Origin of the sequence: Magnetospirillum moscoviense (assembly GCF_001650635.1) — a bacterium.
GTDB classification, from domain to species: domain Bacteria; phylum Pseudomonadota; class Alphaproteobacteria; order Rhodospirillales; family Magnetospirillaceae; genus Magnetospirillum; species Magnetospirillum moscoviense.
Genome location: NZ_LWQU01000144.1, coordinates 1 through 21380, shown reverse-complemented (window position 1 = coordinate 21380; position 21380 = coordinate 1). Strand labels below are relative to the sequence as shown.

The 21380-nt window shown below is 62.8% G+C and carries 21 protein-coding genes; 7 read left to right on the top strand and 14 right to left on the bottom strand.

Translation table 11 applies throughout. The features are described 5' to 3' along the window. Positions 1-22: 22 nt before the first annotated feature. The 7 genes from A6A05_RS12085 to A6A05_RS12055 all read right to left on the bottom strand — a co-directional run bounded on the left by A6A05_RS12085 (position 23) and on the right by A6A05_RS12055 (position 8478). Positions 23-2116, bottom strand: a complete 2094-nt coding sequence (locus tag A6A05_RS12085) for a VC_2705 family sodium/solute symporter (RefSeq protein ID WP_068501253.1) — start codon at positions 2114-2116, stop codon at positions 23-25. Beyond that, positions 2116-2376 (bottom strand): DUF4212 domain-containing protein, encoded by a 261-nt coding sequence (locus tag A6A05_RS12080; RefSeq protein WP_068501251.1) that lies wholly within the window; start codon positions 2374-2376, stop codon positions 2116-2118. The genes A6A05_RS12085 and A6A05_RS12080 overlap by 1 nt, the downstream gene beginning before the upstream one ends. Before the next feature lie 65 nt (positions 2377-2441). Continuing rightward, on the bottom strand, positions 2442-3020 hold the full coding sequence (locus A6A05_RS12075) for a tetratricopeptide repeat protein (protein ID WP_082910912.1): 579 nt from the start codon (positions 3018-3020) through the stop codon (positions 2442-2444). Positions 3021-3022: 2 nt separating this feature from the next. Beyond that, positions 3023-3304, bottom strand: a complete 282-nt coding sequence (locus A6A05_RS12070) for a hypothetical protein (RefSeq protein WP_068501245.1) — start codon at positions 3302-3304, stop codon at positions 3023-3025. Between the two features lie 215 nt (positions 3305-3519). After that, the gene (locus A6A05_RS12065) at positions 3520-5631 is read right to left on the bottom strand and encodes a 3'-5' exonuclease (RefSeq protein WP_068501240.1); all 2112 of its coding nucleotides are present in this window, start codon (positions 5629-5631) and stop codon (positions 3520-3522) included. Positions 5632-5644: 13 nt separating this feature from the next. Continuing rightward, on the bottom strand, positions 5645-7093 hold the full coding sequence (locus A6A05_RS12060) for a putative nucleotidyltransferase substrate binding domain-containing protein (protein WP_068501237.1): 1449 nt from the start codon (positions 7091-7093) through the stop codon (positions 5645-5647). Then, positions 7090-8478: a 3'-5' exonuclease gene (locus tag A6A05_RS12055; protein WP_068501235.1), complete on the bottom strand. Its 1389-nt coding sequence runs from the start codon at positions 8476-8478 to the stop codon at positions 7090-7092. Before A6A05_RS12055 ends, A6A05_RS12060 begins: the two co-directional genes overlap by 4 nt. Before the next feature lie 191 nt (positions 8479-8669). Between A6A05_RS12055 and A6A05_RS12050 the strand changes: the two genes are divergently transcribed. Beyond that, positions 8670-8885, top strand: a complete 216-nt coding sequence (locus tag A6A05_RS12050) for a SlyX family protein (protein WP_068501232.1) — start codon at positions 8670-8672, stop codon at positions 8883-8885. 81 nt (positions 8886-8966) lie between these two features. After that, positions 8967-10589 carry an ABC-F family ATP-binding cassette domain-containing protein gene (locus A6A05_RS12045; RefSeq protein ID WP_068501229.1) on the top strand — a complete coding sequence of 541 codons (1623 nt, stop codon included), beginning with the start codon at positions 8967-8969 and terminating at the stop codon, positions 10587-10589. Positions 10590-10619: 30 nt separating this feature from the next. On the opposite strand, the gene A6A05_RS12040 is transcribed toward A6A05_RS12045, so the two are convergent. The 3 genes from A6A05_RS12040 to A6A05_RS21505 all read right to left on the bottom strand — a co-directional run bounded on the left by A6A05_RS12040 (position 10620) and on the right by A6A05_RS21505 (position 13825). After that, a complete protein-coding gene (locus tag A6A05_RS12040) occupies positions 10620-12260 on the bottom strand; it encodes an adenylate/guanylate cyclase domain-containing protein (RefSeq protein ID WP_172822272.1) in 1641 nt (546 codons plus the stop codon). Positions 12261-12471: 211 nt separating this feature from the next. Beyond that, positions 12472-13611, bottom strand: a complete 1140-nt coding sequence (locus tag A6A05_RS12035; RefSeq protein ID WP_156521034.1) for a hypothetical protein — start codon at positions 13609-13611, stop codon at positions 12472-12474. Between the two features lie 52 nt (positions 13612-13663). After that, positions 13664-13825: a hypothetical protein gene (locus A6A05_RS21505; RefSeq protein WP_156521033.1), complete on the bottom strand. Its 162-nt coding sequence runs from the start codon at positions 13823-13825 to the stop codon at positions 13664-13666. 25 nt (positions 13826-13850) lie between these two features. On the opposite strand from A6A05_RS21505, the gene A6A05_RS12030 reads away from it, so the two are divergent. Beyond that, a complete protein-coding gene (locus A6A05_RS12030) occupies positions 13851-14282 on the top strand; it encodes a hypothetical protein (RefSeq protein ID WP_156521032.1) in 432 nt (143 codons plus the stop codon). Positions 14283-14295: 13 nt separating this feature from the next. Here the strand turns inward: A6A05_RS12030 and A6A05_RS12025 are convergent, their stop codons facing one another. Then, positions 14296-15189 (bottom strand): hypothetical protein, encoded by an 894-nt coding sequence (locus A6A05_RS12025; protein WP_156521031.1) that lies wholly within the window; start codon positions 15187-15189, stop codon positions 14296-14298. 627 nt (positions 15190-15816) lie between these two features. On the opposite strand from A6A05_RS12025, the gene A6A05_RS12020 reads away from it, so the two are divergent. From A6A05_RS12020 to A6A05_RS12010, 4 genes are all read left to right on the top strand, one after another. Next, complete coding sequence (locus A6A05_RS12020; protein ID WP_068501215.1) at positions 15817-16221, top strand: hypothetical protein; 405 nt, start codon at positions 15817-15819, stop codon at positions 16219-16221. Continuing rightward, positions 16218-16745, top strand: a complete 528-nt coding sequence (locus A6A05_RS12015; protein WP_082910909.1) for an OmpA family protein — start codon at positions 16218-16220, stop codon at positions 16743-16745. Before A6A05_RS12020 ends, A6A05_RS12015 begins: the two co-directional genes overlap by 4 nt. A 13-nt stretch (positions 16746-16758) precedes the next feature. Continuing rightward, entirely contained in the window at positions 16759-16908 is a 150-nt protein-coding gene (locus tag A6A05_RS20880) for a hypothetical protein (RefSeq protein ID WP_156521030.1), read from the top strand. Positions 16909-17340: 432 nt separating this feature from the next. Further along, positions 17341-18495 carry a PP2C family protein-serine/threonine phosphatase gene (locus A6A05_RS12010; RefSeq protein ID WP_068501209.1) on the top strand — a complete coding sequence of 385 codons (1155 nt, stop codon included), beginning with the start codon at positions 17341-17343 and terminating at the stop codon, positions 18493-18495. On the opposite strand, the gene A6A05_RS12005 is transcribed toward A6A05_RS12010, so the two are convergent. From A6A05_RS12005 to A6A05_RS11995, 3 genes are read right to left on the bottom strand one after another with little or no spacing between them, the layout of a single operon-like run. Then, on the bottom strand, positions 18492-19109 hold the full coding sequence (locus tag A6A05_RS12005) for an ATP-binding protein (protein WP_068501206.1): 618 nt from the start codon (positions 19107-19109) through the stop codon (positions 18492-18494). The genes A6A05_RS12010 and A6A05_RS12005 overlap by 4 nt on opposite strands. Next, on the bottom strand, positions 19106-19405 hold the full coding sequence (locus A6A05_RS12000; RefSeq protein WP_068501203.1) for an STAS domain-containing protein: 300 nt from the start codon (positions 19403-19405) through the stop codon (positions 19106-19108). Before A6A05_RS12000 ends, A6A05_RS12005 begins: the two co-directional genes overlap by 4 nt. Before the next feature lie 18 nt (positions 19406-19423). Further along, positions 19424-21127 (bottom strand): methyl-accepting chemotaxis protein, encoded by a 1704-nt coding sequence (locus A6A05_RS11995; RefSeq protein WP_068501201.1) that lies wholly within the window; start codon positions 21125-21127, stop codon positions 19424-19426. Between the last annotated feature and the right edge of the window lie 253 nt (positions 21128-21380).

Sequence of the window (21380 nt, the reverse complement as noted above, 5' to 3'; positions counted from 1 at the left end):
GCCATGGGGTGGGGTGATTACCTTACGCCCGCTTCAGGTTCGGATAGCGAACGTCATCGACCAGACGCTGAACTTCTTCAGACGGCGCCTTGGTCACCATGGACACCAGGATGATCACCACGAAGCCCAGCGGGATACCGAAGATACCGGCCGAGATCGGGTTGATGTCCCACCACAGATTGGCCGGAACGGCGCGGGGAATTCCGAAGAACATCTCGCGCAGCCACGGCTGGGTGGTGGCCATGTAGTAGAAGGTGATGCCGACACCGGCGCTCATGCCCAGGGTGGCGGCAATGCCGGTGGCACGCCGCCAGAAAATACCCAGGGTCAAAGCCGGGAAGAAGCCGGCAGCCGCCAACGAGAAGGCCGCAGACACCAGGAACAAGATGTCGGCAGGCTTCTGCGCCGCCACCAGGGCCGCCATGACGGCGACGACCAGCAGCAGGGTCTTGGACAGCATGACGCGACGGGCCACCGGGGCGTTGGGATCGATCATCTTGTAGTACAGATCGTGGCTCAACGCGTTGGCGATGGTCAGCAGCAGACCGTCGGCGGTGGACAGCGCGGCGGCAAGACCGCCGGCGGCCACCAGGCCCGACACGACATAGGGCAGACCGGCGATTTCCGGGGTGGCCAGCACCACGATGTCGCCGCCGATGGCGATTTCCGCCAACTGCAAAATACCGTCCTTGTTAACATCGGAAATCGACAACAAGGCCGGATCAACCGCCGCCCAGTTGGCGACCCATGCCGGCAAGGCGGTAAAGGCCGTGCCGACCACGTCATGATAGACCACGTATTTCACCAGCACGGCCAGGGCCGGGGCAGTGAAGTACAAAAGGAAGATGAAGAACAGCGACCACGTCACCGAGGCGCGGGCGGCGCGGACCGACGGCGTGGTGTAATAGCGCATCAGGATGTGCGGCAGGGCGGCAGTGCCGACCATCAAGCACAAGATCAGCGCCAGGAAGTTCTTCTTGGCGATGGCCCGCGCGGCCTCGTCCTTGGCGGCGAAGGCCTCGCCGTGGGCGGCGATCGGGTTGGCACGGGCGGCCACGGCGGCTTCCTTGCTCCAGGCGGCCTTGGCCGAAGCCTCGTCCTTCGGGAACTTGGCCAAGGCCTCTTCCGCCTTGGTCACCGCAGCTGCGTCACCCGACGCCTTGGCATCGGCAACACCCTGTTCCAGGGCGGCCTTGCCGGTGGCCAGGGACTTCGGAATGTCGGCCAACTTGGCCTTGGCGTCGTCGGCCCGCTTCTTGAAGATGCCGCGAACCTCCAGTTCCTTGGGGTCGGCGTTGAGCTTGACTTCAAGCTCGGTGACCTTGGCCAACTGGAAGCCGTACACCGCCTGCGGAATCGGCACGCCGGTCTGCTTGACCGACAGCCACACTACCGGAACCATGTAGGCGATGATCAAGATGACATACTGGGCCACCTGGGTCCAGGTGACGGCACGCATGCCGCCAAGGAACGAGCAGACCAGAATACCGCCCAGACCGACGAAGATGCCCAGCGTGAAATCGACGCCGGACAAGCGGGTGGTGATCAGACCGACACCGTAGATCTGCGCCACGACATAGGTGAACGAGCACAGAATGGCGATGACGATGCCGACGAACCGTGGGCCGTGACCACCGAAGCGGGCGCCCAGGAAGTCGGGGATGGTGAACTGACCGAACTTGCGCAGGTAGGGCGCCAGGAACAGCGCCACCAGGCAGTAACCACCGGTCCAGCCCATGATGAAGGCCAGGCCGGAATAGCCGGTCAGGTAAAGGGTGCCGGCCATACCGATGAACGAGGCCGCGCTCATCCAGTCGGCACCGGTGGCCATGCCGTTGAACACCGCCGGCACGCGGCGGCCGGCGACGTAATATTCATCGGCATCGCTGGTGCGGCTCATGATGCCGATACCGGCATAGAGCAGCACCGTCATGACCAGGAACGAATAGCCGATCCATGCCCTGGGCATACCCATGGCCTCGGCGATCGCCAGTAAAATCACGAAGCCGATGAAGCCGCCGGTATAGAAACCGTAGACCTTGGTCAGCTGGGACTGAAAGCTTTTGATGGATTGGGTGGGCGCCGCGGAGGGCGCATCGCCTGGAATACCAGCCATTAGTCTTCTCCCTCCTCGACCCCATATTCCTGATCCAGATTATTCATGTACTTGGCATAGTACCAAATGATCCAGACATAGACGATCAGCGCACCCTGAGCGCCGACCCAGAAACTGAATGGCCAACCCAAGAAGTTGAAGTTCAGTTCGCGAGCGAACCAGGCGATGACGAAAGTCACGAAGAACCAAAGGCCAAGCAAGACTGCCGTGATCTTTAGATTCTTGTGCCAGTACTCTTCATGTTTTTGCGTGAGCTGCATGCTTCCTCCCCATATCCCGACATTGACCGGGTCACTATGGTTGATGGTTTATGTTATTGGCCCCGCTAAAAGGGCAGTTTGACCCCCGATGGGATGCCCGTCTCTTGCTCCAACTGAAGGGCAACCTTGGGTTCAAATTTCGCGAGCCGCAGAATGACCCGTTCCGCCTTGTCGCGCTGATCCAGGCGCAAATAGGCATGGGCCAACTGGTACCAGCCGTACGGGCTCATCGGCTGCAGTTCGGTATTTCGTTTCAGGGCTGTCACCGCCTCATCGACCTGCCCCAGCTTGATCAGCGACAGGGCCAGGCCGTACCAGGCCCGGTCCAGCTTGGGGTCCAGTTCGGTGGCACGGCGCAGCGCGACAAGGGATTCGGCCTCCTGGCCGGCTTCCTGCAGCAGGTAGCCCAGGTTGAACCAGGTCCCCGGCTGGCTGGAATCCATCTCGACCGCCTTGTTGAGATAGGCGATCGCCACGTCACGCCGTCCACGGGCGGCGTGGGCGTGGGCGATCGACGACACCAATCGGGCATCATCGGGCTCGATGGCGCGGGCGCGTTCCCAGTAATGGATGGCCTGGTCCTCGCGCTTGGCGTACAGGCACAAGATGGCCATTTTCCGGCAGTACCACGATTCGAGACTCATGCTCAGACACTCCCCTGCGCCATATCCAGGCGCACGACGATCAACAAGACCCAGGCCCAGAACAGCAGCAGGAACGACACGAACGGCACATGGCGGTCGGCGATCTTGGCCGGGGTGATGCGGCGCACCGACTTGACCACCGGCGAGGTCAGGAAGCGCATCGCCTTGTAGACGGGATTGGTGTCGTGCCGCCCGAAACTCATGACATAGACGAGAAACTGGCCGATCAGCAGAAGCCCCGCGAACTTGACCAACTCGTGCGTCAAAGTAAGTGCAAACTCCATATGCGTACAAACCCCTACACCGAAGGTTTAACCCACCCGAATGGGCGGTAGTTATTGCAGTGCAAATGCTGCATTGCAGTAGTTATTACATTTTCTTATTTTGCACTTAAAGCATGATCAACTGCGCGTGCAAATGTATATGAGCCATATACATCGCGCAAGTGCTTGCGTTTGGTCAGGTTTGCTTACTCTTTTAAGGCATACAAAAAGTATGCTTAAAAGTGCTTTTGCACTTGGCGCATCTCGGCAGCCATGTTCGAAGCAGACATGGATTCGCGTAGTGTGCGAATACCAATGGAGTCCAAACGATCGACCAGCCGGATGAACAGTTCGGCAGTCGCCAGCGCATCACCCAGGGCAGTGTGCCGATTGGGGGCAGGAATGGAAAAACGATCGAGGACGCTATCCAGGGAATGGAATTCCTCTTCCCTGTCGATCAACACCGACAGCAGCAGCGTATCGATGGCCGGATTGGAAAAGGACACCTGGGACGCCGCTTCCTTCATTCGCAGGAACTTGAGGTCGAAGGCGGCATTATGGGCGACCAGGACAGCGTCACCGACAAAGGCCTTGAATTGGGGCAACACCACCTCGATGGGTGGCTTGTCCGCGACCATGTCGTCGGTGATGCCGTGGAAGCGGATCGATCCGCGTGGAATCTTGCGCTTCGGGTTGACCAGCCGCTCGAACCGTTCGGCCGAAAGGATGCGCTGGTTGACCACCCGCACCCCGGCCAACGAGATGATTTCGTCGCCATCGGTCGGGCGCAGGCCGGTGGTCTCGGTGTCGAACACCACATAGTCCAAATCGCGCAAGCGGCGGTCGGCGATGGATGCCGGCGCCTCGGACCGGGTGACCGGACTGAAGTCATAGAATTCCGGCCGTGGCGGCAACGGACGCGACGGCCCTTTCAGCGGCTCGGCCGCCGGCAGCGGCAAGGGCAGGCGCAACAAGGCCCGCCCGCCCGCCTGGTCCAGGCACCACAGGTCGGTGCCATGCCGTTCCAGCACGTCGCGGATGGTCAGGCCGGTATGGACGGCGTCGAGTTGGTCGTCCTGCCACGATTCGATCACCGCCGACGGCACCGCCGGGCCGGTCCACGACACATCGACATAGACCTGGCGTTCGGTGGTCCGGGTCTCCAGATCGAAGGCGGTGGCGCCGTTCAGGCGATGGACATGGCCCAGCACGGTCTTCAGCAACAGCAGCAGCGAAAACGAATCGCCGCGCAGCCATTGCGGGATGCCGACCAGGGTCAGGGTGGCCGGACCGTCCTCGGCCAAAGCACGGCCGACGCAGGCGGCCAGGTCGGCGGAATGGATGTCGCCCATCGGCCAGCGCAGCAATTCGTGGCCGCGATACTCGCCCGACAGGGTGTCGATCTGGCGGGCGATCTCGGTCGCCTCGGCGACGATGACCTGCTCGAAGGCCCGGCGCTGGACAGCCTCCATGTCGGGAAACCCGGCCAGGGTCTCGGCCGCCGCCCGCAACGAGGCCGCCGGTCCGCGCAGGCCGTAGCCGAGCGCCCGGCGCAGATTGGTCATCCGGGTCAGGCCGGCGATTTCCGAGCGGATGTCGGTCAGGGTGATGGCATAGCCGTCGACCTCGCGCACTGGCCCCAGGATCAACGCCATCCGCCCATGCAGCATGGTGCTGGAATCCATGGTGGCGCACACGAAGGGGGCCACCAGTTCGGCGGCGCCGCCGCCTTCGGCGCGACGATATTCCAGCCGCTCAAGCGCGTGCAGGATCGGCTCGCGGGTCAGGCACGAGAACAGGGGCCGGCCCAACCCCAGCGCCTGGACCGATGGCAGCAGCCGGACGGCGGCCTGGTTGTACAACAGCACCCGATGCTGGGGGTCGCACACCACCACCCCGTCCGAGAAATCCAGCAAGATGGCTTCCAGCCATTCCTTCTGCCGCGCCACTTCGGCGGTGGCCGTCTCCATGGCGCGCACCATGTCGCGCCGGGCCAGTCGCAACTGGTCGGTCAATGCGACCACCGCCTGGGGCAAGGGGCCCAGTCGATGACCTTGCGGCACTTCGACCGGATGTTCGCCCAGCTTGGATTGCGCCTGGCGCCGGACCTGGCGGCCCAGGGCCTCGGCCGGGGCGATCAGCCAGCGATCCACCAGCAGGAAAAGACCCAGCAGGGCCAGGGCGAGCGCCAACCCGGCGGCCCCGGCCTTGACCGTGCCGCCGGTCAGCAGGGCCTCGTCATCGATTCCGGCTGCCAGCAAGGACCAGCGCACCACCAGCGCGCTTGCCAGATAGCCCCCCAGGGCGATGGCGGCGCTAACTGCCGCGATCCATTGCCGGGTGGTCATGGCGACAAGCCTCCTACACCGAGGATAAGGCGTTCTTCATCACCCAGTTCAAGGCGTTGATGGTCTTGAAGGTCTGCTTCAGGCGATCACGATCGTCCGGGGCCAGCCGCTTGGGATCGATGCGGTTCGAGGTGGGGATGCCGGCGGCCAGGTCGGCCTGCTGCTGTTCCAGCAGGATGCGGACCATCAACTCGTGGTTGGCCTGCAGCGACGCAGCCTCGACGGCCGACATGTGGCCGCCCTCGGCCAGGGCGCGCAGGCGCTCGCCGGTGCCGGTGGCCTCGATGCCATGCTTCAAGGCCAGGATGCGGGCCGCCGAGGTCAGCGGCAGCAATCCGCTCATCTTGAGGTCCAGGCGGCCGTCCTTGGTGATGAACTGGCCCAGCACCCCCAACGGCGCCTTGATGTCACCGGCGGCCTGGGCCATGGCATGCAGAAAGCGCGGCGACTTGGCCGCCTGGTCGCGCAGATAGGCCCGCAGCCGGGTCGCAAGGTCGATGTCGCCATAGACCGGGCGGAAATCGACGAAGATGTGGACGTTCAGCAATTCCTTGCCGTCGGCCTCGCGGATCCACTGGGTGATGCGTTCCTCCCAGCCGGCCTGGTTATGACGCCATTCGCCGTTGCAGGCCATCACCCCGCCGTTGCAGAACGGCACCCCGGCGGCATCCAGCGTGTCGCAGATGCGCTTGCCCAGTTCGGCGAACCACGGATCGTCGTCGCGGCTGCCGGCATGGACGATGGCATTGTCCTGGTCGGCGCCGAACAGGCTTTCGCGGCGCCCGCCCGAGCCCAGCAGCAACAGGCTCCACGGCGCCGGTGCCGCCCCCCAGCCCTTTTCGATCATGCTCTGCTCGGCCATGCGGGCGGCCCGCTCGGTCAGCGCCCGCAACACCGAGGTCAGCACCCGGGCCACCCCCAGCGCCTCGACCCGTTCGGCCAGCAGTTCGCCAGCCAGGCGCGGCAGCTTCATCTTGGCCGCCAGCATGTCCTGGGGATTGGTGGCGGCATCGACCTCGTCGCCGACCAGCAAGGCATAGGACGAGCGCATCTTCATCAAGCCGCGCACGGTGACCATGCCGACGCCGATGCCATGTTCATCGACCGCCACCAGATGGCGGACCCGCAGCCGGTCCATGCGCCCCATGGCGACATACGAGAAGGCGTCGGAACGGATGGTGGCGACCGGGCTGGACATGATGGTGCCCAACGGCACGTCGGCGACCTCGCGGCGGTGGGTGGCGACCGCCTTCAAGACGTCGCGCTCGGTGATGATGCCGACCGGGCGGCCGCGTTCATCGACCACCACCAGCGAGCTGATGCCCTTGGCGGCCATGGTGCGCGAGGCCTCGGCGATGGTCGCACCCGGGCGCGCGGTAGCCAAAGGCGTTCCCATCACCTCGGCGACACGATGGCGATAGGCGAAGCTGTCCAAACGTTCCAACCCGGTTTCGCCACTCATCGCGCATTCCCCCCCATTTGGCTGTCTTCGTCCCATCCCATTTCGCGATGGCGTTCCATCTGCTGGCGGGCCTGGCGGGAAAAGGCCCGCGCCGCCCCCAGCGTCTTGATGCCCTGCCGTTCCAGTTGCGGCACCAGACGAACCCAGATTTCCGCCGTGACCAACGCGTCACCCAGCGCGGTGTGGCGGCCGCTGATGTTGATGCCCAGGCGCGCCGCCTGATGGTCCAGTTCCAACGCCGTCTCGTCAGGATTGAGGGCGGCCGCCAGCAGCAAGATGTCGAGACGCGGCGGCGGCACCCATGCCTGCCCGGTTCGCACCGCCGCGTTGTGCAACAGCGCCAGATCGAAGCCGATATTGTGGCCGACCATCACCGTGCCGGCCATCATCGCCAGAATGTCGGGAAACACCTGCGCGATCGAAGGCTTGCCGGTCACCATCGCGTCGTCGATGCCGTGGACGGCGATCGCGCGGGCCGGAATGCGCCGTCCGGGATCGACCAGCAGATCCAGCACGGTCGAGCGATAGATCCGGGTGCCGTGACAACGCACCGCGCCCACCGACACGATGGAATCGCGGGCCGCATCCAGGCCGGTGGTCTCGGTGTCCAGCACCAGGACCGGCAACTCGGCCAGCAAGGTGTCGTCGACCGGGGAGGCGGCGACCGGGGGCGCATCGTGCAGATCAAGCGCCAGTTCGACCTCGCCTGTCGCATGCAGCTCTTCCGAGGGAATGGTGATGACGGCGCCGCGATGTTCGCCGAAATCCAGCACTTGCACCGAATGGACGGTGCCGTCCAGCAGTGCCAGCCCCGCCTCGATCGGCTTGCCGCCGGTCCGCTGGGCGCGCGCGGTGGCGGCCACCAGGCTTTCGCGATCGACGCTGGCGAAGATCGAGCCGCCGACGGCGGCGCGCTCGCCCCCCAACATGGCCTTGGCCGGGCCGTTGATCAGACTGATCAGTCCGGTTTCGGTCACCACCACCACGCCGTCATGCAAGGCGCGCAACACCGCCGCCAGGCGCTGATCGGGCTTGGCGCCGGCAATCACCCGCTTGTCGGCGATCTCGCCAATCAACCGCGCCATGTCGGCCAGCTCGCCTTTTTGCTTGTCGAAATGCTGGACCAGGGTCGGCGGCACCGCCTGACCATGCGCCACCGCTTCCAGGCAGCTTCGCAACGAGCGGCGCTCGCGCAAGCCCGATTGCGCCATTTCGTGGATTCCGATCAGCGCCAGCCACGCCCCCACCGCGACCAGCCCCGCCAACCAAGGCGGGGGCGAAAATCCAGGGACGAAATGCGGCAGCAGGGCCAGGACCGCCAGGGCCAGCACCACCAGCGCGAAGCCAACGACCATGGTCGAGATGTGCCCGGGGCGCACGTTCATGCCGACCGCCCCCCTTTCGGGAAACGGTACCGACACCGCTCGCGTGGCTCGACAGGCAGGCCGATCATGTTCCCCCCGGCAACAACCGCCCGCCAGCATAGCGCGATGGGGGGGCGAAGAGAAGTAGCGTAAGGACGATGCGCCCACCAGGAAAGGCCATTAGGATAGGCGCCAGCCCCACAGGAGATTTCATGGACGACGAAACCCTTGCCCGCCTGACCGATCTGGAAATGCGCGCCGCCCATCACGAACGCCAGGCCGAGGAAATGTCCGATGTCCTGGCCCGCCAGCATGACGAGATCGACCGGCTGAACCTGCTGGTGCGCCGCCTGCTGGAACGGCTGCAGGCGGTCGAGGCCGGAATCGAGCGCTCGCCCCAGGACGACCGGCCGCCGCCCCATTATTGAGCCCAACCGATCAAGACGCTTTCGCATTCGCGAAGCTGTGGCATAAGGAGGCCGACCGAGCCCCAAGGAACCCAGCCGCACATGATCCGTTTCGAAAGCATCAGCAAGCAGAACAGTCACCGCATCTTGTTCCTTGACGCCTCGGCGGCGCTCAACCGGGGCGAAAAGGTCGGCCTGGTCGGCCCCAACGGCGCCGGCAAGACCACGCTTTTCCGCATGATCACCGGGGAAGAGCCGCCCGATGCCGGCCAGGTGTCCATCGAGAAGCAGGTCACAATCGGCTATTTCAACCAGGATGTCGGCGAGATGGAGGGCCGCAGCGCCGTCGCCGAGGTGATGGACGGGGCCGGGCCGGTGAGCCAGGTGGCGGCCGAGATGGCCACCCTGGAAGCGGCAATGTGCGACCCCGACCAGGCCGACCGGATGGATTCCATCATCGAGCGCTATGGCGAGGTCCAGGCCCGTTTCGAGGAACTGGGCGGCTATGAACTGGACGGCCGCGCCCGCGAGGTACTGGCGGGCCTAAGCTTCAGCCAGGAGATGATGGACGGCGATGTCGGCGCCCTGTCGGGCGGCTGGAAGATGCGCGTGGCCCTGGCCCGCATCTTGTTGATGCGCCCCGACGCCATGCTGCTGGACGAACCCAGCAACCACCTGGACCTTGAAAGCCTGATCTGGCTGGAACAGTTCCTGAAGAATTATGAGGGCGCGCTTCTGATGACCTCGCACGATCGCGAGTTCATGAACCGCATCGTCAACAAGATCATCGAGATCGATGGCGGCTCGCTCAATTCCTATGCCGGCGACTATTCCTTCTTTGAACGCCAGCGGGCCTTGAACGAGAAGCAGCAGCAGGCCCAGTTCGAACGCCAGCAGGCCATGCTGGCCAAGGAAATCAAGTTCATCGAGCGTTTCAAGGCGCGCGCCTCGCACGCCGCCCAGGTGCAAAGCCGGGTCAAGAAGCTCGACAAGATCGAACGCTTCGAGCCGCCCAAGCGCCGCCACGTCGTCGCCTTCGACTTCCCCACCCCGCCCCGCTCGGGCGAGGATGTCGCGGTGTTGAAGAACGTCCACAAGGGTTATGGCAGCAAAGCCATCTATCAGGGGCTGGACCTGACCATCCGCCGCAAGGAACGCTGGTGCGTCATGGGCGTCAACGGCGCCGGCAAGTCGACGCTGCTGAAGCTGGTGGCCGGCGGCGCCGATCCCGATTCCGGCACCGTCACCGTCGGGGCCAGCGTCAAGATGGGCTATTTCTCGCAGCACGCCATGGAATTGCTGGATGGCGACGCCACCATCTTCGAGCAATTGGAAAGCACGTTCCCCCAGGCCAACCAGGGCTCCCTTCGGGCTCTGGCCGGCTGCTTCGGCTTTTCCGGCGACGACGTGGAAAAGAAGTGCCGGGTGCTGTCGGGCGGCGAGAAGGCCCGGCTGGTGATGGCCATCATGCTATTCAATCCGCCCAACTTCCTGGTGCTGGACGAGCCGACCAACCACCTTGACCTCGACACCAAGCAGATGCTGATCCAGGCGCTGGAAGCCTATGAGGGCACCATGCTGTTCGTGTCGCACGACCGTCATTTCCTGGCCCGGCTGTCCAACCGGGTGCTGGAACTGACCCCGGACGGAATCCACCAATATAGCGGCGGCTACACCGAATACGTCGCCCGCACCGGGCACGAGGCCCCGGGATTGCGCAGCTGACGGGGCGGCCTGGACGGCGGCGGAACGCGGTCAGGCGCTAACCTGCCCCATGGGCACATCGGCGAAGGCCAGGAACTCCACCGGCTCGATCCGGCCTTTCACCATCACCTGATGGCGGGGCACGCCGGGAAAGGCCTGGCCGCCGGCCTCGGCAGCCGCCGCCGACAGGACCAGCGGGCAATCATGCTCCTTGGTCAGCCCTTCCAGCCGGGCGGCGGTGTTGATGGTGTCGCCGATGGCGCTGATGATCTGCGCGCCGGGCGGCCCCATGGTCCCGACGATGGCCTCGCCGTAATGGATGCCGATGCCCATGCGCAGCGGAACGGGCAACTCGGCCGCCAGTTCTGAATTCAGCCGCTCCAGGCTGGCGGTCATCTCGCGGGCGCCGGCCAGGGCCGCCGTCACCGCCTTGCGGGAATCGCTTCCCTTCAGCCCGTAAAGCGCCATCAGTCCGTCACCGGTGAAGTTGGAATAATGCCCGCCCGTCAGGGTCAGGGCGCGGGTCATCTGCTGGAAGAAGCGGTGCAGGATGAACAGCATGTCGAAAGGCATCTTGGCTTCGCCCAAGGTGGTCGAGCCGCGCAGATCGATGAACATCACGACGACATGACGCTCGCGCCCATCCAGCCCGCCATGCAAGCGGCCATCGGCGGCCACCGCGTCGGATGGCAGCAAGGGCATGATGCTGAGATCGTGTTCGGGCCTCAACTGGCAGGCCAGGCGGACTTCAGCCGGCGCCTCGATGCGGGCCAGCGCCGCGCCTTCCAGCAGGCTGGGCGGCGGCAATTGGGCGAGGCCGCCGCGAATCCTCACCCGGCAGGTGGTGCAACGCCCCTTGCCGCCACAGGCCGACGCATGGGGGATGCCGTGATCCTGAAGCGCTTCGAGGACGCTCGATCCCGGCGCCATCCGCACCACCCGGCCGCTGGAATGGGTCAGCTGCGGACGCTTGCCGCCGCGCAAACCCCGCACGCTCCGGAAGACGAAAGGCAAGGCGATCAGCAGCAGATGCAAGCCGACACCGTTCAGCGCCAGCCTCATAACCTGCGCCTGGGTCTGCGGGCCGGAATGCGCATCGGCCAGGACAGTGCCGACCCAGGCGGGATCGGCAGCCGCTCGAATGACATGGCTGCCGCCCGCCACCCATCCCGCCAGCGACAGGGTGGGAATGACCACGGCCAGGGCCAGAAGCCAAGCTTGAGACCGAATGTACCAATCCCGCGCCGAGTAACGGAGGTGTAGGCCGGAGCAGGCATGCCCCCAGACCACCAGGACCAAGGCGCCCTGGATCGCCCCCTTCCAGGGACTGAACACCCATTGGTTCAGCAGGACAGAGGGATAGCCAGGATCAAGATCGAGAAAGACCTCGCCAAGCCTGGTCCCGCTTAGATGAATCATCATCAGGAAGGGAATGGTCAGTCCCAACCCAAGCTGCCAGGCTTCGGCCGTGCCCATGCGCAGGGTCCGTCGCCGATACACCGCCCACAGGGCGTTGGCATAGTGCGTGATGCCGGCGGCAAGCAGCAGACCGGTGCCGAATGCACTCTCCCAGGGCTCCATCAGCACATCGTGCCCCGCGATGGCCATATCCAACGAGACCAGGGCCAGCATGTGGTTGATCAAATGGCAGAGCACGAACGCCAGAAGCACCAGCGCCCCGGCCAAACGCATATCAGCGCGGCTTCCAAAAGATGCCATGCCTCGGCGATGCCCCTAAACCTAGCGCGATCAGAGACGGATTTTGCCTGCCAAGCGTATCGATCTCGTGGAAGGCCAGCTATATCAGCCATGCCTCGTGCCGTGCAACACGAACGCAAAGCCGGCAGGAGCGTTGGGGTAGCGGGTCGACGCTATATTCAGACCCCAAGCGCAACACCCAGAACTAATGCCGTCGAAATAGGCGCGAACACACCGCCCCACCGGCCTCGGCACTCCATGGCGGCAGACCTTCCAGCAGCAATTCGCCGGACGGCATGATACGGCCCCTGCCCTTCGCCGACCGTTCCGATGGAATCCTGTTTCCGCCAGTGATATTCAGCGTGAGTGCTCCTGAGGCAGGCGCGTGGCGATAGGTTCCCCAATAATCGAAGTAGCTCTCGAAGGGCACGCGGGCCAGGGTGAAGGCCCCGTTCGCCTTGAAGACCAGTTCGCCGATGGGCTCTGCCGGCTTTCGCCAATCGCCGCCGCTGCACAATTTCTCCTGGGTCTCGGACCAGGTTCCAGCGAGCGGATGGCGGGCGGGATCGGTCACCCGCACGGCTCCACGGACCGTGATGTGCTGCGAATGGCCTGCGACCCGTGCGCTGATATCAAATATCGCTCCCTCAGGCGCATCCGGCGCCGTGATAACCAGGCCAAGGCCGGCATGCATCACCGCCCGGGCTCCTTCGCTGAGACTCCAGCCGGTCAGGCAGGCCTGCGCGATAGGGTCATAGATGCCGGGACGGGGCGTCCAATAGGCGCTTGGCGTGATCAGAGCGCCGGGGGCAACCTCCAAGGTATCCAGCCAGAAGATCGGCCCTCCCCGCTCTGGCGTCGGGCAGCGAGCGTCGGCAGTGCCAAGGGTGGGATCCGCAGGATCAATGTGCAGGGTGGCCGAGGATGCATCCCAGTGCCAGGCATGATTGCTGTTGTTTCCTGCCGAATGGGACGGCAGCAGGGGCGCTTTGGGAAGGCTGCCCGCGTTTGGCCGAAGGACCAGCTTTCCTCCCGTGAGGGCGGTCGCCAACTTCCCCTTGGGCGCCAGGACGGTACGCCAGGCTTTGGCCGCAGGCTCCTTCAGTCGCAGGATCACCCGCGCCGTCGGGCCGAGCCCTTCGAACTGGGCGGACACATGGCAATCACTCAGGGTGAGGGCGGGAGCCTTATTCGAATCCTCGTGTTCGACTCTCAGCAGTTCGGCACATCCAGCCATCGCCGCTCGGGAGACGCCCCCCAATGCCAATATTGTCAGTGCCGCAAGAAAGCCGATGCGCAGGCCCCGTGATCGCTCTTCTCTGCCGATAGGCACACCCGCGGTCATTATTGTCCCCCATCCTTATGCCGACGGCCGCTCCTGCTTGATCAACAAGAGATCATGTGCGCCAAATCATGGTGGCATGATGGAGGGATTTGGTCCGCAGGATCAATGCTTCCAGGCATGAAGGGGGATAAATCTGGAAAAGATCCGTAATTGATGGATATGCCGCAGCCAAATTGGCCTGGAACGCCGCGCTTGCCGTCTGCTGCTTGGTCACGGACATCCTTGCGGCACGGACGGCCATGACTCAGCTAGAAATGAACCGCAGAACCGTCATTGCCTTTGCCGTGTCACCGATCGCGGCGGTCGTGGCGGTCTTCGTTCTGATCGCCCCGATATCGCTGTCCGCCGCCTTGCTGTCGGCGGGAATTGGCGCCATCGTCAGTTATTCGGTGGCACTGGCCTTCGGAATTCCCTGCCACGTCCTTATGGTCAAGGCGAGTGTCAGGACATCGACCGGATACGTGGCTGCCGGATTCATCCTCGGGTCCGTCGTCCCGACATCCTTGTTCCTGTTTTCCGGCGAAACGTTCGAGACGGCTACCGACTATTTTATCGATCAACTTCCCAGCTGGACAATTCTCTCAGGGATTTTCGGCCTGCTGGGTGGGCTGAACAGCTATGTGTTCTGGCGGATGACCCGCCCTGACCGGCGGGTTGTGGAGGGAACATGACCCTCGATGTCATCTACTTTGCCCCGATCCACCGGGTCGGTCGGCCATCGGACCAATGTTCGATGGTGGGCCGCATGGCGGCCGGAAGACCAACCATTCCCGAGACCGGGGAATGGACGAGCACCGAGTCATTCGTCAGAAGAGCGACGTAGAGCGCGCCGTTGGAACAGATGGCCAGGACGGCTTCCTCGCTTCCCCCGCTATGGGGGGCCAGTCCTTCGGCGATCAGACAGCCGTCATTGAAGACCAGAGGGCCACGGACAGAAAGATTGCGCAGCAGAATCGGGTAATGGACACCCAGGCCCGTCTTCAACCGCGCGCGTATCCCGGTAGCCTGGAGTGCGGACAATAGATCATGCATCCCTGCCAACGTCCGTAAATTCCGGCCATTGCCATTCGCCGGTTGGCGTAGGGCAGGACCTTCGATGGTCTCCTCCGCCCGCCATTTCGTGCCATTCCACCGGTAAATGAGGTCGGCGAACTCGCCGATGGTCGCAATGATGTCCGGCAGATCGCCCTTGGCGGACACGACGAAGCGAACCCCGGAAAGGCATTCCTGATCCATGAGAACCGGGCGTTTTCCACTTTGGCCGGGTGGTCCGAAAATGGATAGCGTGATCTCGCCGCAATTGGAAAAGGACGGCATTCGGACCAGAAAGAGACCGCCCCCAGTACCGGGACTCAGATAGCCCCCCCTTGCCTCATTCCGAACGAATTTGTTCATCTCGTCGCTGTCGGAATCCTGATCGTCACCGGTCTTCTCGGCGACGACACGCCGCGCCAACGCCCGTTCGGCCTTGGGTAATTTGCCGATGGCCGTCCATTGCGGCACCAGCTCCGCAGCCAATGCCGGACCGGCGCAAGCCAGGACCAGGAACGATGCCAACACCATGGCGACCTTGAGCATATCACCCCCTCCCCAGCCAAGAGGCTGACCGCCGGCACGCCTCACCATTTCCCCGGAGTTTTATGGTAGTTTACTGCGCAAATCCACCTGTCTGAATCGGCTTTACTCTTGTCATAATTTCGGTGACCGAGAGATGCAGAAGTACGGTCGGCACATGAGCAGCTCTCTATTGTATAGAACTCCTCAAGTTCGACGTAGTCATCGCAGTCAGGCCTCTTGGATCCTTTGCACGCAATTTCCGTGGGGGGGATCTCCATATCGAGAATCGCGGCAGCGTTGGCACGCAGACAGGCATCAGGCTCGCTGTGCGCCGTGCCCGTAGCCTGTCCCGCCTGGGCGAGGGAAACGGTCACGACCAGCCACGTGGCTGTCAGATAAATCAGCCGCATATGGTGCCTCATTTTTGAAATTCGGTGATGCGCGCCCAGACAGTGAATGCCATCATGAGGAAATAATAAAGGAAATATTGTGGGTATTATTTGAACGGGCGATCCTGAAGTTTCTCTCCGCCAGGAGCGGGGGCCATTTTGACGGATACCTCAAGGTTGTCGCCTGACATCCATGAAAAGGACGTAATTATGGAGAATTGTCTCAACCGTTCATCCGGGTTCGCTCGGGAGGAAAGCGATGATGTTGCGGTATCGCATGCTTCTCGTAATGGCGTTGACCGTAGCGGCGTGGCCTGCCGGGGCCGCGGACATCCTGTCCTGCCAATCGGCCGGAGGATTCGAGTGCCGCACAGGGCGCTGTGAGGGGCAGCGTCTGTACGCGAACCTGACCGTCGATTTCAGCCGCAAGAAGATCAAATACTGCGCTGGCGAGGGATGCTACGGCGCGCGGGTTGCAATGGTAGGCGCCGAGGATGGCGGAGTATCGTTTGCCTTCGACGCCAAGCCCGAGTTGGGACGAAGTGATGGTCGGGTGGACAGGCTGGTCACCATTCATCCCGGTAGAAAAGCCGCGACAGTCGGAAACTTCCTTGCCGACGGCAGTGTGGCCTTCAGCCACATGAACTGTGAAAAGGCGCCATGATCTCGCGCCTTTTCATCCTAGCGATTTTTGTTGTGGCCGGGTTTCCCGCCCGTGCCCAGGCCAGGCCGGATTGTCCGGAGCCATGTGTCGCCGAGGTTTCTTCCGGCGCCATGGATGACAGGTTCAACCTCGACACCGGCAGCACCATCCGGAAACAGGCTTTGGACAGTGCCATGCGGGAGAATACGGCGGTGGGGCCTTTCGCCAATGGTGGCGGAATCATCCCGTTTGCGGTCGGCTCCTCCAATCTGGGCAAGGGGGCCAGGGCCAAGCTTGATCCGCTGATCACCTGGCTCAAGGCGCATCCCGAGCGCCAGGCACGGCTTGCCGGTCATTCCGACGATCCCGGCAGCGATGAATACAATCTTGCCCTGGGCGACAAACGGGCGAACGGCGCGCTGGCTTACATGGCGGCCCATGGCATCGAGCCATCCCGGCTATCCACCATCACCTTCGGTCGCTCGCGACCGCTTTCAGCGGACGCGAAACAGAATGGCCGGGTCGAAGTGATCCTTGGCCAATAGAAGGGAAACACGGATGACGCAGCGGCAATTGACCCTGGCCTTGAACAAGATCCTGCGCGAGGAATCGCGCTATACAACAGGGCTGGAGACGGGAGGCGAACTGGGCCTGTCTGATGTGCGGGCACTGCCGGAGCATGGGATGCGCCCCGAACCCCGAGGGTGATCCCGCCCTTACCAACCGAATTCCCGGAATTGATTTTTCGGCGTCCCGTATTTCCTGGTCCCTTCCGGCGTGGAAGCCTGTCGAGCATTGGCTGAGAACGCCATGTTGTGGGGAGACGTTGTGGGCCTAACATTTGGAGCACCTTCTGTATCTGAAGGCATTCATCGCAGCCGGCCTTCGGGAACGCCGCCCAGAACGCGTCCCCCCAGAAGCCTGGTGATTTGGCAGGACAAGGCCTTGATCAGCCGAATGCCGCGATGGATGAAAGACCGTCGGAATCGGGGTGCCATTCTGGCCGCGATTGCCAAACTGGAACAGATGACACCGCCTGCTCTTCCATTGTCCGCGCTTTGCCCCTGAATGATCCAATAATGAAGCACGGATGTAGCCGTCTGATCAGCCTCGTGCATAATAGCCCATGAAGGAGGTCCCATGACGCAGCATCATGCCGCCATCGAATTCGCCCGATGCCATGTGCTGGTGGTCGAGGACAATGCAACCAACCGTCAACTGATTTTTGCCATGCTCGAAGCCATGAGCGTCGGCCGGATCGAGGAGGCGGTGGATGGCATCGACGGTCTGGACAAACTGGCGAAGGCACCGCCGGATCTCATCATCTTGGACATCATGATGCCGCGCATGGACGGGTTTGAGTTTTTGGCTCACCTACGCGCCGATCCCGTCCATGGCGAGATACCCGTCTTGGTCGCCACCGCCCTGCATGATGCCAACGAGCGGGCGCGGGCTTTCGACGCCGGGGCTTCCGATTATGTGACCAAGCCCATCGACCGGCGGGAATTCATGGCGCGGGCATCGGTTCATTTGCGGTCGCAAATGCAGCTTACCAGTTTGCGGCAATATCAAGACCGCATGAGCCGCGATATCGCCGCCGCCCAATCCATGCAGCAGGCCTTGCTTCCCAAGCCGGATCGCATCGCCGAAATCGAAGGCATCTACGGCGTAAAGCTGGCATCGCTGTTTCAAAGTTCCGATGAGGTCGGCGGCGATCTGTGGGACGTGATCCCCATCGACCATGATCGCTTCGGGGTCTATCTGGCCGACTTCACCGGCCACGGCGTGCCCGCCGCCATCAATACTTTCCGCCTGCATCTGATGATGCGGAAGAAAAAGGACGGCAGGGCCATCGATCCGGCCGCCGTGCTGGACCGCATGAACAAGAGGTTGTTGGCGGTGTTGCAGCGCGGCCAACTTGCTACCATGACATGCGCCGTCTTCGACATGGCGGAGCGCAAGGTCACCATTGCTTGCGCCGGGGCTCCGTCGCCGATCCATGTGGGCGTGGATGGAGCCGCCGGTCTGATCACAGAGCATTCTCACCCGCTTGCCCTTGTGGCGGCGGCTTCCTATCGCGGCATTGAGATTCCGTTTCGCCCTGGCGATGCCGTCTTTCTGTATAGCGACGGATTGAGCGAGGCTGCCGGTCCAAACGGCGAGTTGCTGGGCGAGGAAGGCGTCAGGCTTTTGAGCGAGCGTTGCGCTGGCGACCTGGAGGCGGAAGTGCAGGCGCTGCGCAACGGCGGTTGGAGCTTCAATGACGATCTGACGGCAGTCTGGATATCCGGCTAAAGCCGGAATCCCATGATGATACACCGGCCGCCGCTATCGAAGCGAAGCTGGGCGCAGCAGCGGTGGATGATGGTAAGGCCGTGCCCACTGGCCGCGACTGCGGGGATCGAGTCCGCTTGGATGTTCGGCGGCGTGAATCCGCCGCCCATGTCCTCGACGGAAATGTCGATGCCGTCTTGGCGCGCCCTGGCGCAGATGGTGATGGGCAAGCCTGCAAAGGCTGGATCGGATTGGCGCTGTTCCATGGTGGCGGAAAAGATCCGCAATCCCTCCAAGGTGGCGCGCAACGATCCGTCCAGGGCAAGATTTCCATGGATGACCGCGTTGCCCACGGATTCTTGAAGGGCGCAGCGAATCTCGGATTCAAGGGGCTGAAGATGATGGAAACGTTCCATCACGGTCCACGCCACCGCATCGGCCACATCGAGACGTATGGCCGCAGCGGTGGAAATCCGTAACACGAGGTCGGCATCAGGCGGTATTTGAAACGCCCCATGCCCGGTAGAGGCAATGTCGATCCAAACGCCGGTCGGCGTCTCCAGGGACTGCCGCAGGTCCTCGACCTTGCCGCCGTCGAAGGCGGCGAACTCCTGCGGCCCCGTCGTGCGGCTCACTTGAATTCGAACAGCGTGTCGAAACGGGCCTTGCGCAGTGTGTCTGACACCGGCCCGGTGGCGTTTCTGACCACGATCTTAAGGCCGGATACTTGCGCCGCGTCATAGACGTGGACGAATAGGCTCATTCCGGTGGAGTCGATGAAGCTGAGTTCTCGGAGATCAAAGTCGCAGATGCCGACCCCCTTGGTGACCTGATCGACGAACTGGGGAAACGTCGCTGCGTCGGCGAAGGTCAGCCTGCCGGACACTGCGACGTCGATCCGGTTGCCATCGCGCTTGGTGGTAAACTGCATGACTCTACTCTCCCGCGATCAGGCCGCACGGATATTGGTGAGGAAGGTATCCACCTGAAGGCGTAAAGTCGCGGCCCTCTCGGCGACGGTATGGGCGGTATCGTACACGTCGGAGGCGGCATGGCCAGTCTCCATCGCCGCCTGATTGACCCCAACCACGTTTGAGCTGACTTCGTCGGTGGCCTGCGAGACTTGGCCGACATTGTTTGCGATCTCGGCGGTTGCGGCGTCCTGCTCAGACACCGAGGCGGCAATGGCGGCCGATAATTCGTTTATCTGTTCCATGATCTCCCCGATATCGGTAATGGCGGCGACGGCGCCATGGGTTCCCTTTTGGATGGTGCCGATCTGGGTGGAAATCTCGTCGGTGGCCCGCGCGGTTTGGTTCGCCAGCGTCTTGACCTCGTTGGCCACCACGGCGAAGCCCTTGCCAGCGTCACCTGCCCGGGCGGCCTCAATGGTGGCATTGAGCGCCAACAGATTGGTCTGGGCGGCGATGTCATTGATCAGAGTGACCACATCACCAATCTTTTGCACCGCCTGCGACAGGACCCGAACCATCAGATTGGCATGTTGCACCTTTTCCCTGGCCGATCCCACCATATAAACGGAATCGGAAACCCGTTGGTTGATGGCCTCGACCGAGCCGGCCAGATTATCGGCAGCCCCTGCGACAGTCCTCATATTGACAGCCATTTCCTCCACAGCCGCCGCCACGGTCGTCGCCCGATGCGAGGTTTTCTCGGCGGTCTCAGACATGCCCTGGGAGGTGGCCTCCAACTCCGTCGCCGAAGCCGCCATGGTATCCAGCATCTCGGCGACCTCGACATTGAACTGCCCAAGGATGCCGTCGATGACAAGGGCGCGGCGATCCTTGACGACTTGGTTTTGCTCTTGCAGCCTAGTCAGTTCCTCCGCCCGGATCAGGCCGTCGCGAAACACCTTTACTGCGCGGGCGATATCACCGATCTCGTCCTTGCGCTCCACTTCGGGAACCTCGGCGGCATAGTTACCATCCGCCAGGACGGACATGAACCCCGTCATGGCGCCGATAGGATTGGCGATAATGCGATTAAGGACGATGCGAACGGCGAGCACCGTCAAGATGGTCGCTGCCATTCCGCCCAGACTCAGCCACAGCAATACGTTGGACAGTCGCGCTTCGGCCTCGTTGGTGGACAGCGACGATGACAACACGGCGATGACATCGCCGTCCTTCAGACCCATGGCGCCGTGGCAGCTGTGGCAAACTTCTGCCTTGGCGCCTTCGGTGACGCCAAGAACGATAGGCAGGGAGTAGCGGAAGGATCCGTCCGTCAGGCGCGCCACCGGAACCTTCGACTCGAAGGCCTCGCGATCGACCTCGTCTTGGGCCAGCTTGGGGGGCCTGCCGGGTTCCATATCCTTCATATAGGCCGTCACCGGAGCGCTCCAAGCGCTCCACACCTTGCCGGGATAGTCGCTGTTGCGGCTGCCGAACCAGTTGTTGAAGACACTGATGCCGATATTGTCGCCGTCCTCCGGGCGCTTCGCCATCACGTTGACGATAAAGGCGTGAAGCGACGTCACCTCGTTGACGGAGAGCTGGCGCAATTGCCGCTCCATTTCAGATCTTTCAAACCGGGCGACGGTGACCACGAAGGTCGCAATCAGGGCGCTGACGATCATGCCGACTATGATCATGAAGCGACTGGACAGCCGCAAATTGGCAAATGCGTTCATCAAGTGGACTCCGGCCGTTGTGCCCGTGACGGGGCCAACCTGCTTTGAATGCTTCCAAAAAATAGCCATATAGACTTTATGGCTACTGGACAACTGTGCATAGGGCTTAGAGTCCGTCCGGAAGGTTCTTGAGTCCGATGAATCAGTTGTGATTCCATAGCTCTCCAGACGAATCGGGGGGGCAGCATGTGGACGAAGGAGAACCGGCGGGTCTATGAGCGGCGCGGCCTCCGCTATCCCAGCGACTTGACGG